Raw genomic sequence first — 17,919 nt, 5'->3', positions numbered from 1 at the left:
GGCCGCGGCGACAGCGCGGCCTGCAGCACGGGCACGAGCACCGACGGCGCGCCGTCGAGGTCGTGGGCGCCGCGGCGCACCCGGTCGAGGACGACCTCCAGCGGGCCGCGCCCGAACGGCGGCCGGCCGGTGGCGGCGAACGCCAGGCTCGCGGCCCAGCCCCACCAGTCGGCGGCCTGCCGCACGGGCGCGCCCTCGACCAGCTCGGGCGACAGGTAGCCCGGCGTGCCCATCACCAGCCCGGTGCTGGTGAGCCGGATGTCGTCGGCGACGTGGGCGATGCCGAAGTCGATGACGACCGGCTCGCCGTCGAGCATCAGGACGTTCGCGGGCTTGAGGTCGCGGTGCACGACGTCGACCCGGTGGATCGCCGACAACGCCTCCCCCAGGCCGAGGCCCAGGCGGGCGAGCTCGTCCGGGCCGAGCGGGCCGTGGTCGGCGACGTAGCGGTCCAGCGGCGGCGCGGGCACGTAGCGGGTGACGACGTACGGGGTGTCGTGGTCGACGTCGGCGTCGAGCACCTCGGCCACCCGGGGGCTGCGGACGCGGGTGAGGGTGTCGACCTCGCGGGCCAGCCGCTCGCGCGCCTCGGGGTCGCCCGCCACGTGCGGGCGCAGCACCTTGACGGCCACCGCGCGCCCGTCCGGGTCGAGCGCGAGGTGGACGACCCCCATGCCGCCCTGGCCGATCGTCTGGGCCAGGCGGTACCGGCCGAGGCGTCGCCCGGTGCCGACCGTCTCGCTCACCCGGTTCACGGTACGGGAGCCCGTGGCCCGGGACGCGCGGCGCGCAGGTCACGAACCGGTCGCGTCCGCGGTCCTGCACCGGGTCTTCACCGCACCGACCCCCCGCGGTCGCGGGTCAGCTCTGGATGTAGGCGGAGAGCTGGTCGCGCTCGCTGGTGAGCTCGTCGATGCGGTGCTTCACGACGTCGCCGATGCTGACGATGCCGGCGAGGGCGCCGTCGCGGACCACGGGCACGTGCCGCACCCGTCGGTCGGTCATCAGCCGCATCAGGTCGTCGATGGCGACGTCGGGCTCGCAGGTGTGCACGTCGCTGGTCATGATGTCGCCCACGGTGCGCTCGAGCAGGGCGGGCCCGTCGCTGTGCAGGCGGCGCACCACGTCGCGCTCGCTGACGATGCCGTGCACCGTACGTCCGTCGGACGACACCACCATGGCGCCGATGCCGTGCTCGTCGAGCAGCGCGAGCAGCCGCGCCACCGTCTGCGTGGGCTCGACCGTCACCACCGCGTCGCCCTTGCTGCGCAGCACGTCCACGATCCGCATCGAGCACCTCCGAGACTCCGGTACCGGGGCACCGACGGTATCGCCGCGGGGGCTCCGCCGGAACCCCTCCGACCTGCCGGGCGGGCGTCCGACGGCTAGGGTCGGCCCCACCCCCGACCCCCCTGCACCAGGAGCTGGACCACCGTGCCGAGCACGCCCGGACGCCCCTCCCGCGCCCGCCGACGTCGCGGCCGCCACGACTTCGTCGTGGTGGCCAACCGGCTGCCCGTCGACCTCACCAGCGAGCCGGGCGAGGAGCTGGCCTGGACCCGCTCGCCGGGCGGCCTGGTCACCGCGCTCGAGCCCGTCATGCAGGAGCGCGGCGGCGCCTGGGTCGGCTGGACCGGCGCGGCGGGCGAGGCCCCCGACCCCTTCGACGCCGAGGGCATGCACCTGGTGCCGGTGCCGCTGTCGGCGCAGGAGATCACCGACTACTACGAGGGCTTCTCGAACGGCACGCTGTGGCCGCTCTACCACGACGTCATCGCCCCGCCCGAGTACCACCGCGAGTGGTGGGACGCCTACGTCGCCGTGAACCAGCGGTTCGCCGACGCCGCGGCCGCGCAGGCCGCGCCCGACGCCCAGGTCTGGGTGCACGACTACCAGCTGCAGCTGGTGCCGGCGATGCTGCGCGCGCAGCGGCCGGACCTGCGGATCGGCTACTTCCACCACATCCCGTTCGCGCCGTACGAGATCTTCGCCCAGCTGCCCTGGCGGCGGCAGGTCGTCGAGGGCCTCCTCGGCGCCGACCTGCTGGGCTTCCAGCGCGAGCAGGACGCCGGCAACGTGCTGCGGGCCGCCCGCCGCGCCCGCGGCCTCGCCCCGGCGCGGGGACGGGTCACGGTCCGCTCGGAGGAGTCCACCGACGACGCCGCCGGTCGCACCGTCACCGCCCGCGCCTACCCGATCTCGATCGACTCGCGCGGCCTCGACGCACTGGCCCGTGACGCCGCGACGGCCGAGCGGGTCGCGCAGGTGCGCGAGGAGCTCGGGAACCCGCGTCGGGTGCTCATGGGGGTCGACCGGCTCGACTACACCAAGGGCATCATGCACCGGCTGAAGGCGTACGGGGAGCTGCTCGACGAGGGTCGCCTCGACCCCGCCGAGACGGTCCTGGTGATGGTGGCGACCCCGAGCCGCGAGCGGGTCGAGCAGTACCGCCGCCTCAAGGACGAGATCGAGCTCGCCGTCGGACGCATCAACGGCCGGCACGGCACCCTCGGCCACACGCCCGTCGTGTACCTGCACCACTCCTACCCGCGGCCCGAGATGGCCGCGATGTTCCAGGTGGCCGACGTCATGCTCGTGACCTCGCTGCGCGACGGCATGAACCTGGTGGCCAAGGAGTACGTCGCGTGCCGCCACGACGACGCCGGGGTGCTGGTCCTGAGCGAGTTCACTGGCGCCGCAGTCGAGCTCGGCCAGTCCCTCCTGGTGAACCCCCACGACATCGAGGGACTCAAGGACGCCATCATGAGGGCCGTGGAGATGGAACCGAGGGAGCAGGCGCGGCGCATGCGGGCGCTCCGCCGCAAGGTGCTCGAGAACGACGTCAACGCGTGGGCCGAGCGGTTCCTCGCCGATCTGCAGCAGGCGCACCGGTGAGCCCCCGCCGGCCGGGGCAGGACCCCTCGCGGGCGACCGCCCTCGACCCCACCTCGCTCGAGGCGGCCCTGCGCCGCTTCGCCTCGATGCGGCCGCTCGTCGTGGCGCTCGACTTCGACGGCACGCTCGCGCCGCTCGTCGACGACCCGTCGACCAGCCGGATGCTGCCGGTGGCCCGCAGCGCGCTGCGCAGCATCGTCGCCGCCGACGGCGTCACGCTCGCCCTGGTGAGCGGCCGGTCGATGGACGACCTGCGCGCGGTGGCGTCACCGCCGCCGGGCGCCGTGCTCGTCGCGAGCCACGGGGCCGAGGTCGAGGACGGCCGCAACGCCGTCGAGGGCCCCACGCTCGAGCTGCTCCAGCGGGTCCACGCCGAGCTCGCCGAGCTCGCCGAGGAGAACCCCGGCACCCGGGTCGAGACCAAGCCGACCGGTGCCGTCCTGCACACCCGGCAGGCCCGCGGCACCATCGCGGCCCGCGCCACCGCCGCCGCCCTGCGGGGACCGGCCGCGCACGAGGGCGTGACGGCGCTGCGGGGCAAGGACGTCGTCGAGCTGAGCGTCGTCGAGGCCGACAAGGGCACCGCCGTCGACGCGCTGCGCGCCGACGCCGGTGCGGCGGCGGTGTTCTTCGCCGGCGACGACGTGACCGACGAGCACGTGCTGCGCCGCCTGTGGCCGGCCAACGGCGACGTCGGCATCAAGGTCGGCGAGGGCGAGACGGCGGCGGAGTTCCGGGTCGCCGACTGCGAGGCGATGGCCGACCTGCTGAACGACCTCGCCGACCTGCTGCACGGCTGACCGAGGGTCAGCGCCTCGCGGCCGCGGTCGACCCCCGCACGACGAGCTCGGGGCGGAAGACGTACTCGGCCCGCGGCGCGGGCGTCCCGTTGATCTCGTCGAGCAGCGCGCGCACGGCGGCGGCGCCCATCGCCGGCACGGCCTGGCGCACCGTCGTGAGCGGTGGGTCCGTGAACGCGACGAGCACGGAGTCGTCGTACCCGACGACCGAGACGTCCTCCGGGACCCGCAGCCCGCGCTCGCGGACCGCGCGGATGGCGCCGAGCGCCATCAGGTCCGACCCGCAGATCAGGGCCGTGCACCCGCGGTCGACCAGGCGCGAGCCCGCCGCGGCGCCGCCCTCGACGGAGAACAGAGAGAACTCGACCAGGTCGTCGATCTCCGCGGCCGACAGCGCGAGGTGGCTGCGCAGCGCGGCGCTGAACCCGGTGACCTTGCGGATCACCGGCACGAACCGCGACGGGCCGAGCGCCAGCCCGATCCGGGTGTGGCCCTGCGAGACCAGGTGCGCCACGGCGATGTCCATCGACGCGACGTCGTCGTTGCTGATGAACGGGGCGTCGACGCCCTCGGCGTACCCGTTGACCAGGACGATGGGCAGGCCGCGCTCGCGCAGCGTCGTGTACCGGCCGGTGTCGGCCGTGCTGTCGGCGTGCAGCCCCGACACGAAGACGATGCCGGACACCCCCCGCTCGAGCAGCATCGTCGTGTAGTCGTCCTCGTGCACGCCGCCGGGCGTCTGGGTGCACAGCACGGGCGTGTAGTCGTGCTGGGCGAGCGCCGACTCGATCACCTGCGCGAACGCGGGGAAGATCGGGTTCTCGAGCTCGGGGGTGATCAGGCCGACGAGGCCGGCCGACTTCTTGCGCAACCGCGACGGCCGCTCGTACCCGAGGACGTCGAGCGCGGTGAGGACGGCCTGGCGGGTCGAGTCGGCCACCCCGGGCTTGCCGTTGAGCACCCGGCTGACGGTGGCCTCGCTGACCCCCGCCTGACCTGCGATGTCAGCGAGCCGCGCGCGCATGGGTGGAACCGTACTGCATCGTCGTCAGCCGCTTGCAGCGATCTTGCAACGTCCGTGCGCAAGTCGTGGCACCCGCTGCCGCCTACCCCTTCACCGCGCCGGCCGTCAGCCCGCCGACGATGTAGCGCTGGAGGTACTGGAACAGCAGGATCACCGGGACGGCCGCGAGCAGCGCCCCGGCGGCGAACACCCCGAGGTTGTTCGACCGGTCGGCGTCGATGATCCCGTAGAGGCCGATGGCGAGGGTCTTGCTGTCGTTGCCGGTGAGGAAGATCGACGCCAGCAGGAACTCGCTGATGATGCCGATGAACGCGAGCAGGCCCGTCACGGCCAGGATCGGCCGCACCAGCGGCAGGATGATCCGGAAGTAGATCGTGGCGTGGCCGGCGCCGTCCATGATCGCCGCCTCGTCGAGCTCGCGCGGGATGGCGTCGAAGAAGCCCTTGATCAGCCAGACCTGGCCGAGCGCGCCGCCCATCAGCACCAGCGCGTACCCGAGCAGGGTGTTGAGCCCGAGCGCCGGCACCACCTCGCCGATCTCGGTGAACATGGTGAACAGCGCGACCGCGGCGAGGAACTGCGGGAACAGCTGGATCAGCAGCAGGGTGAGCAGGCCGGGACGGCGTCCGGTGAACCGGAACCGCGAGAACGCGTACGCCGCCAGCGCGCTGCAGAACACCTGCCCGAGCGGCACCACGACGCACAGGATCAGCGTGTTGGCGAACCACCGCAGGAAGGGTCGGTTTGGGTCGGTGAGGATCGACTCGAAGTTCACGAAGCTGACCTGGGTGGGGATCAGCGACGTCGAGGTGATCGAGCCGATCGGGTTCAGGGCCGCCGAGACGATGTAGAGGATCGGGAAGACCGCGAAGACCACGGCCACCAGGCCCACCGCGTGGCGCCACCCGACCTCGCGCCACCAGCGGGCGCCCTTCAGCTTCACCTGCGGCGCCAGTGCGCGCGGCTCGTCGGCCACGGCGGGCAGGGCGACCTGCCCGGTGGCCGGGTCGGTCTCGATGGGCTGGTTCGCGGTCATCTCAGCTCACGTCCTCGAGGGAGCGGGTCAGGCGGAACTGCAGCGCGGCGATCACGCCGGTGAGGATGAACAGGCAGACCGAGATCGCCGCGGCGAAGCCGATCTGGGCACCACCGGCGCCGAACGCCAGCCGGATCGTGTAGCTGATGAGCAGGTCGGTGCCGCCCGCCGTCGGGTTGTCCGGGGTGAACGGGCCACCCTCGGTCAGCAGGAAGATCGCGGTGAAGTTGTTGAAGTTGAAGGCGAACGTCGCGACCAGCAGGGGGGCGACCGAGACCAGCAAGAGCGGGAAGGTCACCTTGCGGAACCCGTAGAAGCCGCTGGCGCCGTCGATGCTCGACGCCTCCTTGAGCTCGGCCGGGATCGACTGCAGCGCACCGGTGGCCACGAGGAACATGTAGGGGAACCCGAGCCAGGTGTTCGTGATGATCAGGGCGGTCCGCGCCCAGAACGTCTCGCCGAGCCAGTTGATGTCGGTGCCGAGCAGGTCGTTGATGAGGCCGAAGTCGCGGTTGTAGAAGCTCGCCCACACCAGCAGCGAGATGAAGCCGGGGATCGCGTAGGGCAGCAGCAGGATCGAGCGGTAGACCCGCTGGCCCCGGACCCGCACGTCGTTCAGGGTGACGGCAAGCAGGAGGCCGACGCCGAAGGTCGTCACGACCGACAGGGTCGCGAAGACCACCGTCCAGACGAAGATCCGCAGGAAGTCGCCGCTGATGCGGCTGTCGGTGAAGATCCGCTCGAAGTTGGCGAACCCGACGTCCGCGCGCCACGACTGGTCGGACAACCGGTTGCCGTCGGCGTCGACGAACAGCTCGCGGTCGCCGACCGTCTGCACGGTGTAGGTGACGTCGGTCTGGGTGTTGGTGATCGTGTCGGCGGCCTCGTCGTACTGCAGCGTCGTGACGCCCTCGAAGGCCTCGCGGATGCCGAGCTGGCGGATCGCGCCGTCCTCGGTCGGCACCGCGAGCTCGGCGAGCGCCGCGCCGGCGTCGTTCACCTGGCCGGGCGTGAGGACCTCGTAGCCGTCTGCGGCGGTGACCCGGTCGTCCTCGACGGTGACGCCCTCGGGGTCCTCGGTGAGCCCGTCGGGCGTCCCGGCGTAGACCGTGCCGTCACCCTGGGAGACCAGGAAGAAGGTGAAGGGGCCGTCGGTGGGCGAGCCCTCCGTGGCGACCGTGAGGTTGTAGCGCGGGGCGTCCGGGGTCTGGACGACCGACGAGCCGATGATCCGCGAGACCGTCTCCTCCTTCGAGGTCCGCGTGCCGTCGCCGAAGTTCGTCGTCGACAGCTGCGCGGTCGCGACCACCGGGTACACCACGAACAGGACGAGGAAGAGCGTGCCGGGCACCAGGTACTTCGCCGGCAGCCCGCGACCGGTCGCGTAGGTGGCCACCAGGACGAGGGCGATCGCCCAGATCGCGGCGAGGAAGCCCCAGCGCTCACCTCCCAGCAGGGCCGGTGTCAGGGCCGCCGCGGTGCCGACGACGGTGCCGAGCGCCAGGACCTTGACGGCGAGCACGCCGGGTCGGGTGGTGCTCTGCCGGCGCCGCGTCGGCGGCGGCTCGGGGGTGGCGGGGGTGGACGGCGTCGTCGTCGTCTGGACCACGGGGGCTCCCGGCGTTCAGGGGTGCAGGAGGGGTGGTGGGGCGGTGCCCCGGTGGTGCGGTGGTGCGGTGGTGCGGTGGTGCAGGCCGACCGGCGCGAGCCCGCCCCGGGGTGGCGGGGCGGGCTCGCGCTCGGGGGATCAGCCGCCGATGGCCTGCTTGATGGTGGCGCCGGTGTCGGTCATCGTCTGGGTCGGGTCGGCCCCGCCCACGATGGCGGCGTAGGCCTTGCCGAGCGGCTCGAAGACCGACTGCATCGCCGGGATGGCGGGCATCGGGTCACCGGCCTCGGCCGCGGTGGCGAAGATGCCCACCTCGGGGTTGTCGGCGCTGACCGCCTCGCGCACCGAGGTCATCGCCGGCGGGAGGCCGGCACCCTCGAACATCGCGGTCATGGCCTCCTCGTTGTTCATCCCGCTCTGGATGAACTCCTGGGCGAAGGCCTTGTTCTGGCCGTTCGAGGCCACGAAGAACGCCTGGACGCCCGCGAACGGGACGGCCGGCTGCTGACCGGCGAAGCCGGGGACGGGCTGGATCTCGAAGGGGATGCCGGACGCCTTCACGTCCGCGAGCGCCCACGGGCCCGACAGCAGGAACGGCGCCTTGCCGTCGGCGAACAGCGCGATGCTGTTGTCGCCGGAGACCGAGCGGGTCAGCGCGCCGGAGCCCGCCTCGCCGAGCTCGTAGATCTTCTGCGCCGCGGCGATCGAGCCGGGCTGGCCGACGCCCAGCGTCGCGGGGTCGTAGCTGCCCTCGGCGTCGCGCTCGAACATCACGCCGCCCATCGAGGTGTACAGCGGCTCCATGTGGTACGCGTCGCCGAGCTCGCCGACCGGCAGGTTGAACGCCGACTCGACGGTGCCGGCCTGCTTCAGCTGCAGCCCGGTGGCGAAGGCCTCGTCGAGGCTCGCCGGGGCAGCCGGGGCCAGGTCGGTGTTGCGGTAGAGCGCGAGCGCCTCGATGCCGTACGGCAGGCCGTAGAGCTGGCCGTCGTAGGTGGTGGCCTCGACGGCGACGTCGCCGTAGCCGGACAGGTCGTCGGCGGTGATCTGCAGCGGCTCGATCGCGCCGTTCTGCACCAGGTTGCCGATCCAGTCGTGCGCGCCGACCACGATGTCGGGGCCGTTGTTCGCGGTGTTCGCCGTGACGAAGTTCGCCTGCAGGTCGGCGGAGACCACCTGCACGTCGACGGTGATGTCGTTCTCCTCACCGAACTGCTCGGCGATGCCGCGGATCGCGGGCGCCTTGAGGTCATCGGTCCAGATGACCAGGTCGGCGTCGCCGCGGGCGGGCGCGCCGCTCTCGGAGGCGCTCGGGTCGGCGGCGGAGGACGACGAGGGGGCGGCCTCACCGCCACCACCACCGCAGGCCGACAGCAGGAAGGCGACGCCGGCGACGGCCGCCAGCTTCGGGGACAGGTGGCGCATGGGACTCCTCGATCGGACGCGGTGGGACGGCGCCGAGGGGGCGTCGTCGCCTGTGTGGCCGTCGTCCCGGGCACCCGGACGGGTGACCCGAAATCGACAGGTCGGACGCTAGCAAGTTCTTGCGGTCGGATGGAAGCCGTTTTCGGTCTCGATTTCAGCAATTTCACGGGCTAGGTTTCACGTCGTGGGTGTGCGACTGACAGACATCGCCGCCCGGGCCGGTGTCAGCGCAGCCACGGTGAGCAGGGTGCTCAACGGGCGCACGACCGTCTCGGAGCCGGTGCGCGCCGCCGTGCTCGCGGCGCTCGACGACCTGGGGTACGAGCGACCGCCGCGCCGCGGCCGGCGCTCGGCCGGGCTCGTCGGCCTGCTCGTGCCCGAGCTCGACAACCCGGTCTTCCCGCACATGGCGCAGGTGATCGAGACGGCCCTGGCCAGGGCCGGGTACACGTCGGTGCTGTGCACCCAGACGCCCGGGGGCGTGCAGGAGGACGAGTACGTCGACATGCTGCTCGAGCGCGGCGCGAGCGGCGCGGTCTTCGTCAGCGGCCACCACGCCGACACCACCACCGACCACCGGCGCTACGCCGAGATGCAGCGGCGCGGCCTGCACCTGGTGCTGGTCAACGGGTTCCGCGACGGGCTCGAGGCCCCCTTCGTCAGCTGCGACGACGCCGCCGGCGTGCACCAGGCGGTCGAGCACCTGGTCGGTCTGGGGCACACCCGCATCGGCCTCGCGACCGGCCAGCCGCGCTACGTCCCGGTGGCCCGCAAGGTCGCCGGGTTCCACGAGGCGGTGCGGCGCCACCTCGGCGTCACCGCCGACGTCGACGACCTGGTGCAGACCACCGTGTTCCGCGTCGAGGGCGGCCAGCGCGCCGCCGCCGCGCTGCTCGACCGCGGGGCCACCGCGGTCGTCTGCGGCTCCGACCCGATGGCCCTCGGCGCGATCCGCGAGGTGCGCCGCCGCGGGATGCGGGTGCCCCACGACGTCTCCGTGGTCGGCAGCGACGACTCCCCGCTCACCGAGTTCACCGACCCGCCGCTCACCACGGTCCGCCAGCCCGTGGCGGAGATGGGCGCCGCCGTGGCCCGCATCCTGCTCGACGAGATGGCCGGGACGCCCGCACCCCGCGCCGAGTACGTCTTCCGCCCGCAGCTGGTGGTGCGCGGCTCCACCGCTCGGGCCGTGCACGCCCACCACGCCGTCCCGATCGAGAGGCCCTCGCCCGCATGAGTCCCCGACACCGTCGCGAGGGTCCGCCCGCCGACGGCCACCTGCTCGACCTGCCGCACCACGACGGGTCGCCCCTGCACGTGGCCGTCCGGCACCCGCGTCCCGGCGATGTGGTGCGGGTGCGGCTGCGCGTGCCGCACGCGCACCGCGCCCGGCAGGTGGTGGTGCGCGTCCTGCGCGACGCCGAGCCGGCGCTGGCGGCGGCGACCGTCGAGCACGAGGACGACCGCGAGACCTGGTGGGGCGCAGACGTCCTCGTGCACAACCCGGTCACGCGGTACCGGTTCTTCCTCGAGGGCGACGCCGGGTCGCCGGTGCCCTACGGCTGGCTGAACGGCACCGGGCTGCACCCGCGCGACGTGCCCGACCACGACGACTTCGTCCTCAGCTCGCACGAGCCCGCGCCGGAGTGGGTCGAGGACGCCGTCGTCTACCAGGTGTTCCCCGACCGGTTCGCGCGGTCGTCGGCCGCCCCGCCGGTCGACGCCCCCGGCGTCGCCCCCGCCTGGGCCGTCCCCGCGCGCTGGGACGAACCGGTGCTGCCGCGCGACCAGGACGGCCGCGAGGTGGCGGCGCAGTGGTTCGGCGGCGACCTCGACGGCGTGGTCGAGCACCTCGACCACCTGGTCGACCTCGGCGTCACCTGCCTGTACCTGACGCCCGTCTTCGAGGGCCGCTCGAACCACCGCTACGACGCGGTCTCGTTCGACCACGCCGACCCCGTGCTCGGGGGCACCGAGGCCCTCTCACGGCTGACCTCGGCGGCGCACGAGCGGGGGCTGCGCGTGGTCGGCGACCTCACGACGAACCACACCGGCGTCGGGCACGAGTGGTTCGCGAACGCGAGCGCCGACCCGTCCGCGCCGAGCGCCGCGTACTACCGGTTCCGCGAGCACCCGCACGACTACGTGTCGTGGCTCGACGTGCCGAGCCTGCCGAAGCTCGACCACTCCTCGGACGCCCTGCGCGACGCCCTGTACCGCGGCCGCGGCTCGGTGGTGGGCCGCTGGCTGCACGACCCCGTGGCCCTGGACGGGTGGCGCATCGACGTCGCCAACATGACCGGCCGCTACGCAGGCGCCGACGACGCGCACGGCGTCGCCCGCGACCTGCGCGCCACGATGGCCGCTGCCCGCGACGAGACGGGCCGCCAGACCTGGCTGCTCGCCGAGCACGGCCACGACGCCGGCGGCGACCTGGCCGGCGACGGCTGGCACGGCACCATGAACTACACCGGCTTCACCCGTCCGGTCTGGACCTGGTTGCGCCCCGACCCGGCGCCGCCCGCCTCGTCCGAGCGCGAGAGGGTCACCTTCCTGGGGCTGCCGATCGAGGTCCCGCGGCTGCCCGGCGAGGCGGTGGCCCGGACGATGGACGCCTTCCGCGCCGGCATGCCGTGGCGGGCCTGGACGGCGTCGTCGACCCAGCTCGACTCCCACGACACCGCCCGGGTGCGCACCGTCCTCGGTGGCGGCGAGGGCTACCCGGCCGACGGCGGCCCGTCCGGCGCCGCGCACCGCGACGAGCAGGCCGCGCGCACCGCCCGCGAGCTGCACCACGTCGGCGTCGCGCTCCTGCTGACGCTGCCCGGCGTCCCGACCGTGTTCGCCGGTGACGAGATCGGGCTGACCGGGGTGAACGGCGAGCACGCCCGCACCCCGTTCCCGTGGGACGACCGCGGCGCCTGGGACGAGGAGACCCTGGAGTGGCACCGTCTGCTGGTGCGGCTGCGGCGCGAGCACGTGGCGCTGCGCCGGGGCGGGTTCCGCTGGGCGGCCGTGCGCGAGGACTCCCTCACCTTCCTGCGTGAGCACCCGGACGAGCGCGTGCTCGTCCACGTGGCCCGCGCGGCGCATCCGCCGGTCGAGATCCCCGTCCCAGCCCTCGGGACGAACGGGGTCGCCGGAGGCCGGCCCCTTGTCGGGGGCGACGCGGTGAGGCAGAGTGAGCAGGCGCTCACGCTGTCGTGCGCTGGCCCGGCTGCGTGCGTGTACCTGCTCGGGATCGACTGATCCCGGGTCCACCTTTCACGACGGATCGTCCGGCACGTACCTGCCGGTGAAGGGATCGATGCACCATGGCTACGGTCACGTACGACAAGGCCACCCGGGTCTACCCCGGGGCCGACAAGCCCTCGGTCGACAAGCTCGACCTCCACATCGAGGACGGCGAGTTCCTCGTCCTCGTCGGCCCCTCCGGCTGCGGCAAGTCCACCTCCCTGCGCATGCTCGCGGGTCTCGAGGACGTCAACGAGGGCCGCATCCTCATCGGTGACCGCGACGTCACCAACATGCAGCCCAAGGACCGGGACATCGCGATGGTGTTCCAGAACTACGCGCTGTACCCGCACATGACCGTGGCCGACAACATGGGCTTCGCGCTGAAGATCGCCGGCGAGCCGAAGGCGAAGATCCGCGAGCGCGTCGAGGAGGCCGCCAAGATCCTCGACCTCACCCAGTACCTCGACCGCAAGCCGAAGGCCCTCTCCGGTGGCCAGCGCCAGCGCGTCGCGATGGGCCGCGCGATCGTCCGCCAGCCGCAGGTGTTCCTCATGGACGAGCCGCTGTCGAACCTCGACGCCAAGCTCCGCGTCCAGACCCGCACCCAGATCGCCCAGCTGCAGCGCCGGCTCGGCGTCACCACCGTCTACGTGACCCACGACCAGGTCGAGGCCATGACGATGGGCGACCGCGTCGCGGTGCTCAAGGACGGTCTGCTGCAGCAGGTCGACACCCCGCGCCGCATGTACGACCACCCCGACAACGTCTTCGTCGCGGGCTTCATCGGCTCCCCCGCCATGAACCTGCTGCAGCTGAAGACCGTCGACGGCGGCGTGAAGTTCGGCGACGCCACGGTGCCGGTGCCGCGCAGCGCGATCGGCGAGGCCTCGGCCGACACCATCACGGTGGGCGTGCGCCCCGAGGACCTCGAGCTGTCCGAGACCGGTATCGCCGTCGAGGTCGACGTGGTCGAGGAGCTCGGCGCCGACGCCTACATCTACGGCCGCACCCGCGAGAACGGCGAGGAGCACCAGATCATCGCGCGCGTCGACGGTCGGCGTCCTCCGGCCAAGGGCGAGACGGTGCACCTGACCGCCAAGCAGGGCCACACGCACCTGTTCGACGTCAAGGACGGCCACCGCCTCGGCGACTCCGAGGGCTCGCACGCCTCCTCGGTCGGCCGCACCGACGGCGAGGCGACCTCGCTGACGAAGTGAGGTCACCGGCCCGCTGACGCCGGGCCGACCAGCACGTGCGCGACGGGGCGCCCACCGACTTCGGTGGGCGCCCCGTCCGCTTCCCACCCAGACCCCGGGAGCCCACCGTGGCACTGCAGATCCAGGCCGCCCGCCCCGACCCCGCCCTGCTCGACCTGCCGTGGTCGGTGCCCCTGGAGGAGTGGCCCGCCGAGCAGCTCGCCGCCCTGCCGCGCGGCATCTCGCGGCACGTGGTGCGGTTCGCGCGGCTGTCCGGCCAGGTAATCGCGATCAAGGAGATCAACGAGCACCTCGCGCGGCACGAGTACCAGATGCTGCGGCTGCTGGGCCGTCTCGACATCCCCTGCGTCGAGCCCGTGGGCGTCGTCAGCGGGCGCACCACGCCCGACGGCGAGGAGCTCGACCCCTGCCTGATCACCCGGCACCTGAAGTTCTCGCTGCCGTACCGCGCCCTGTTCAGCCAGACGATCCGCCCCGACACCGCCGACCGCTCGATCGACGCGCTCGCGGTGCTGCTGGTGCGGCTGCACCTGTCCGGCTTCTGGTGGGGCGACGTGTCGCTGTCGAACACCCTGTTCCGCCGCGACGCCGGCGCGTTCGCCGCGTACCTCGTCGACGCCGAGACCGGCCAGCTGCGCGAGCGGCTGTCGGACGGCCAGCGCGAGCACGACCTCGAGATCGCCCGGGTGAACATCGCCGGCGAGATGCTCGACCTGCAGGCCGGCGAGCTGCTCGACGAGGACTACGACGTCGTCGCGGCGTCCGACCTGATCGTGCAGCGCTACCGGTCGCTGTGGGGCGAGCTCACCGGCGCCGAGTCGTTCGAGGCCGGCGAGAAGTGGCGCGTCCGCGCCCGGATCGAGCGGCTGAACGAGCTCGGGTTCGACGTCGGCGAGCTCGAGATCGCCACCGACATCGACGGCGCCCAGGTGCGCATCCAGCCCAAGGTCGTCGACGCCGGCCACCACCAGCGTCGGCTGCTGCGGCTCACCGGCCTCGACGTCGAGGACAACCAGGCGCGGCGGCTGCTGAACGACCTCGACTCCTACCGGGCCGACACCGACCAGCAGAACGAGGACGAGGAGCTCGTCGCCCACGAGTGGCTGTCGCGGTGCTTCGAGCCGGTGGTGCGGGCGATCCCGCGCGAGATGCGGGCCAAGCTCGAGCCGGCCGAGGTCTACCACGAGGTGCTCGAGCACCGCTGGTACCTGGCCGAGCAGCAGCAGCGCGACCTCTCGCTCGCCGAGGCGCTCGGCAGCTACCTGATGCACGTGCTGCCCCACAAGCCGGACGAGGCGTCGGTGCTCGGCGTCGACACCGAGGCGCTGCCCGTCCTGGCGCGCGAGGACCTCACGCCCTGAGGGGGCGCGCTCAGCCCTCCTTGCGGGCCAGGACGTACAGCCGCTCGGTCTGCGCCTCGACGTCGTACGGGCCGCGCAGGTACCACTCGACGTCGACCAGGCCGGCGGCGCGGACGGCGTCGAGCACCTGCTCGCGGTCGTGCAGCACGAAGTCGAGGTCGACGGCCTCGCCGCACAGGGTGTCGACGTGCCGCACGCCCTCGTCGCCGACGTGCAGCGCCAGCACCAGCCAGCCGTCGTCGTCGAGCACCCGCGCGAGCGCCGCCACCGCCTCGCGCAGCTCGGAGCCCGCGAGGTGCACCAGCGAGTACCAGGCGAGCACGGCGCCCCAGCCCGGCGCGGTGCGCGGCCGCAGGAGCCGGGTCAGGTCGCCCTGCTCGAACTCGACGTCGGGGAACCGCTCGCGCGCCTCGGCGACCATCCCCGCGGACAGGTCGACGCCGCGCACGTCGGCGCCGAGCTCGGCGAGGTGCGCGGCGACGTGGCCGGGGCCGCACCCCGCGTCGACCACGGGACGGCGGCGGGCGACGCCCGCGACCTGCTCGAGGACCCACCGGTCGAACGGCTTGTGCGCCAGCTCCTCGGCGAGGGCCTCGGCGTACGCCGTCGCGACGTGGTCGTACCCGGCGACGACCTTGGCGTCGCGGGCGCTCGCGCCCTCGGCGAGCACGCGGTCGCGGTCGGCCGGCGCGGGTGCCGCGGCGGCGGTCGCGTGCCCCCCGGCCACCGGGCCGAGCAGGTGCACCCAGCGGGTGTCCTTGTGGCCGGCGGCGCGCGGCAGCTCGCGCACGAGCGGCTCCGGCCGCTCCGCGAGCGCCTGCAGGACGCGCTCGGCGTCCTGCTTGTCGGTGAACGGGTGCAGCCGGTCGGTGCGCGAGCGCAGCTCGCCGGCCGACTGCGGGCCGCGCAGCAGCAGCACCGTGAGGAGCGCGCGCCCGGCCTCGTCGAGCTCGATCTCGGCGTCGAGCAGCTGGTGGTACTTCAGCACCCGCGACCCGGCGCCGGTCCAGACGGTGCGCACCAGGCCGCGCTCCTTGAGCCGTGCGACGGCGTCGAGCACCGTGCGGTCGTCGTAGTCGACCACCGGGTCGCGGCTGCTCGTCTGGTTGCAGGCGGTGCGCAACGCGTTCTGGCTCAACGGGTACGACGCCGGCACGGTGCGCTGCTTCTCGAGCAGGGCGCCGAGGACGCGCTGCTCCACCTCGTCCAGCCGGATGCCGTCCTGGGTGCCCGGTGCGGTGCCGGGCTCGACGTGCTCGTGCACGGGGCCGACCCTACCCGGCGGTGCCCGCGCGGCGGCGCCGCTCAGGTCACCGGCCACCGGTGCCGATGACCAGGCATGCAGCGCGTCGTCGGGCGGCATCGCATCGGCGTGGTGGTGAACCGCGTCGAGGACTACGTGCTGCCCGTCGTCCGGGGCCTCGGCGAGGTGCTGCACGGGTCCGGGGCGTCGCTGCTGGTGCTCGCGCAGCCGCCGGACGAGAGCGGTGGCCACGACCCCTGGCTGCGCCGGCTCGTGCGTGCGGGCGCCGTCGACGGCCTGGTGCTCACGGGGGTGGTCGGCACCTGGCAGGGCATCCCGTCGGTCGACGCCCTGGTCAGCGACCTGGGCGGCCACGGCGGCGTCCCCCTGGTCACGCTCGGCAGCGTGCTGCCGGGGGTGCCCGACGTCAGCTGCGACAACGCGGACGCGGTGCGTGCGCTGGTCGACCACGTGGTGCGCGACGCCGGGCGGCGCCACCCGCTGCTGCTCGCGGGCCCGGAGGGCAACACCGACAGCGCCGAGCGCGAGGACGCCGCACGCCGGGCGTTCGCCGCCCACGGCGTGGCGCTCACCGACGACGACGTCGTGCGCGGCGACTTCGCCCGCGAGCTCGCCTACCGCCGCCTGGGCGAGGCGCTGGCACGTCGCGCCGCCGCCGGGGCGCCGCGCGTCGACGCCGTCCTGGCCGTCAACGACGAGATGGCCCTCGGCGCGCTCGACGCCCTGGCCGTCGCCGGGCTGCGGGTGCCGGACGACGTCGTGGTGACGGGTTTCGACGACACCCTGGCGGCCCGCACGAGCCGTCCGCGGCTGACCACCGTCGACCAGCAGCTCGTCGAGCAGGGCCGGCAGGTCGCGGCGCTGCTGCTCGACCAGCTCGCCGGTCGTCCGGTGCCGCAGCGGGTCCGGACGCCGTACCGCCTCGTGGTGCGCAGCTCGACGACCGCGCCCGGCGACCCGACCACCGACGACCTGGAGGGCGCCCTCGCCGCCGCCCGGGCCGAGGTGGACGGCGTGCGCCGCCTGCTCGACCTGCAGCAGGGCCTGCTCGGGGCCTCCGACGAGACCACCCTGACCGAGGAGCTCGCCGCGCACGTCCCGCGCACCGACGTCCGCCGGATGCTCCTGGTCCGCGCGCGGGAGGGCCGGGCCCGGCTGCTGTGGGCGTCCGGGACCGAGCCGGTCGTCGCCGGCCAGGAGACGCACGCCCTCGAGGAGCTGCTCCCGCCCAGCCACCGCGACGAGCTCGACCGCGGCACGCTGGTGGTGCACCTGCTCGGTCGCGAGGGCCGCGAGAGCGGCCTGCTCGTGCACGAGCAGGCCGACCTCGACCGGTGGACGGGGCAGGCGCTGGAGCAGGGCCTGTCCGGTGCGCTCGAGACGCTGCGCCGCACCGACGAGCTCACCGCGTACGCGATCGAGCTCGAGCGGCAGGTCGACGCCCGCACCTCCCAGCTCCAGCGGGCGAACCAGCGCCTCCACGCGGCGCTGCTCGTCGACGGCCTCACCGGCGTGCAGAACCGGATCGCCTTCGACGAGGCCCTGGCGGCCGCGTGGGCCGAGCACCAGGACGGCGGCGGCGCGTTCGCGGTGCTGATGTGCGACGTCGACCGGTTCAAGCTCTACAACGACACCGCCGGCCACCTCGCCGGCGACGGCTGCCTGCGCGAGGTCGCGAGCTGCGTCGCCGACGCCGTGCGCGGGCGCGACGACCTGGTGGCGCGGCTCGGCGGCGACGAGTTCGTCGTGCTGCTGCCGGGCGCCGACGAGGCCGGTGCGGCGCAGGTGGCGCGGCGCGTGCTCGAGCGCGTGCGCGCGGCCCGGGTCGCGCACCCCGGCCTGGGGCCGGGCGGGACGGTGTCGCTCAGCATCGGCGTCGCGTCGACGGCCGGTCGCGACGACCTGCGCTCGGCCGACGACCTGGTGCGGCGCGCCGACGCGGCCCTCTACCGGGCCAAGGCCGCCGGTCGCGACCGGGTCGAGTCGGCCGGCACCGACCTGGCCGCCGTCGGGTCCGCGTCCGACCGGGCCTGACCGGCGGCCCTCGGGGG

14 protein-coding genes are annotated in these 17,919 nt (G+C 73.8%); 7 read left to right on the top strand and 7 right to left on the bottom strand.

Annotation, left to right across the window (positions count from 1 at the left end; translation table 11 throughout):
- Positions 1 to 746 (bottom strand): serine/threonine-protein kinase (locus ACYVKY_RS20610; protein ID WP_460436856.1); only part of this gene is annotated, 746 nt, incomplete at its 3' end.
- 115 nt (positions 747 to 861) lie between these two features.
- Positions 862 to 1,290: a CBS domain-containing protein gene (locus ACYVKY_RS20605; protein WP_460436855.1), complete on the bottom strand. Its 429-nt coding sequence runs from the start codon at positions 1,288 to 1,290 to the stop codon at positions 862 to 864.
- A 144-nt stretch (positions 1,291 to 1,434) separates the two neighbouring features.
- Here ACYVKY_RS20605 and ACYVKY_RS20600 point away from each other — a divergent pair, with 144 nt between their 5' ends.
- Positions 1,435 to 2,895 carry an alpha,alpha-trehalose-phosphate synthase (UDP-forming) gene (locus tag ACYVKY_RS20600; RefSeq protein ID WP_460436854.1) on the top strand — a complete coding sequence of 487 codons (1,461 nt, stop codon included), beginning with the start codon at positions 1,435 to 1,437 and terminating at the stop codon, positions 2,893 to 2,895.
- Complete coding sequence (gene otsB, locus ACYVKY_RS20595; RefSeq protein ID WP_460436853.1) at positions 2,892 to 3,695, top strand: trehalose-phosphatase; 804 nt, start codon at positions 2,892 to 2,894, stop codon at positions 3,693 to 3,695. Before ACYVKY_RS20600 ends, otsB begins: the two co-directional genes overlap by 4 nt.
- A gap of 7 nt (positions 3,696 to 3,702) precedes the next feature.
- Here otsB and ACYVKY_RS20590 read toward each other — a convergent pair whose 3' ends face one another.
- The 4 genes from ACYVKY_RS20590 to ACYVKY_RS20575 all read right to left on the bottom strand — a co-directional run bounded on the left by ACYVKY_RS20590 (position 3,703) and on the right by ACYVKY_RS20575 (position 8,789).
- Positions 3,703 to 4,719: a LacI family DNA-binding transcriptional regulator gene (locus ACYVKY_RS20590; RefSeq protein WP_460436852.1), complete on the bottom strand. Its 1,017-nt coding sequence runs from the start codon at positions 4,717 to 4,719 to the stop codon at positions 3,703 to 3,705.
- A gap of 82 nt (positions 4,720 to 4,801) precedes the next feature.
- Positions 4,802 to 5,755, bottom strand: a complete 954-nt coding sequence (locus ACYVKY_RS20585) for a sugar ABC transporter permease (RefSeq protein ID WP_460436851.1) — start codon at positions 5,753 to 5,755, stop codon at positions 4,802 to 4,804.
- 1 nt (position 5,756) lies between these two features.
- Entirely contained in the window at positions 5,757 to 7,364 is a 1,608-nt protein-coding gene (locus tag ACYVKY_RS20580; RefSeq protein WP_460436850.1) for an ABC transporter permease subunit, read from the bottom strand.
- A 138-nt stretch (positions 7,365 to 7,502) separates the two neighbouring features.
- Complete coding sequence (locus ACYVKY_RS20575) at positions 7,503 to 8,789, bottom strand: sugar ABC transporter substrate-binding protein (protein WP_460436849.1); 1,287 nt, start codon at positions 8,787 to 8,789, stop codon at positions 7,503 to 7,505.
- 184 nt (positions 8,790 to 8,973) lie between these two features.
- On the opposite strand from ACYVKY_RS20575, the gene ACYVKY_RS20570 reads away from it, so the two are divergent.
- The 4 genes from ACYVKY_RS20570 to ACYVKY_RS20555 all read left to right on the top strand — a co-directional run bounded on the left by ACYVKY_RS20570 (position 8,974) and on the right by ACYVKY_RS20555 (position 14,604).
- Positions 8,974 to 10,026, top strand: a complete 1,053-nt coding sequence (locus tag ACYVKY_RS20570) for a LacI family DNA-binding transcriptional regulator (protein WP_460436848.1) — start codon at positions 8,974 to 8,976, stop codon at positions 10,024 to 10,026.
- The gene (locus ACYVKY_RS20565; RefSeq protein ID WP_460436847.1) at positions 10,023 to 12,038 is read left to right on the top strand and encodes a glycoside hydrolase family 13 protein; all 2,016 of its coding nucleotides are present in this window, start codon (positions 10,023 to 10,025) and stop codon (positions 12,036 to 12,038) included. The genes ACYVKY_RS20570 and ACYVKY_RS20565 overlap by 4 nt, the downstream gene beginning before the upstream one ends.
- A 65-nt stretch (positions 12,039 to 12,103) precedes the next feature.
- Complete coding sequence (locus ACYVKY_RS20560; RefSeq protein WP_460436846.1) at positions 12,104 to 13,243, top strand: ABC transporter ATP-binding protein; 1,140 nt, start codon at positions 12,104 to 12,106, stop codon at positions 13,241 to 13,243.
- 107 nt (positions 13,244 to 13,350) lie between these two features.
- Positions 13,351 to 14,604 carry a DUF4032 domain-containing protein gene (locus tag ACYVKY_RS20555; RefSeq protein WP_460436845.1) on the top strand — a complete coding sequence of 418 codons (1,254 nt, stop codon included), beginning with the start codon at positions 13,351 to 13,353 and terminating at the stop codon, positions 14,602 to 14,604.
- A 10-nt stretch (positions 14,605 to 14,614) separates the two neighbouring features.
- Here the strand turns inward: ACYVKY_RS20555 and ACYVKY_RS20550 are convergent, their stop codons facing one another.
- The gene (locus tag ACYVKY_RS20550) at positions 14,615 to 15,868 is read right to left on the bottom strand and encodes a DUF480 domain-containing protein (protein ID WP_460436844.1); all 1,254 of its coding nucleotides are present in this window, start codon (positions 15,866 to 15,868) and stop codon (positions 14,615 to 14,617) included.
- Between the two features lie 75 nt (positions 15,869 to 15,943).
- On the opposite strand from ACYVKY_RS20550, the gene ACYVKY_RS20545 reads away from it, so the two are divergent.
- Positions 15,944 to 17,902, top strand: a complete 1,959-nt coding sequence (locus ACYVKY_RS20545) for a GGDEF domain-containing protein (RefSeq protein WP_460436843.1) — start codon at positions 15,944 to 15,946, stop codon at positions 17,900 to 17,902.
- Positions 17,903 to 17,919 lie beyond the last annotated feature (17 nt).

This window comes from Angustibacter speluncae, from assembly GCF_054777815.1.
This window is presented reverse-complemented; position numbering and strand designations above follow the sequence as displayed.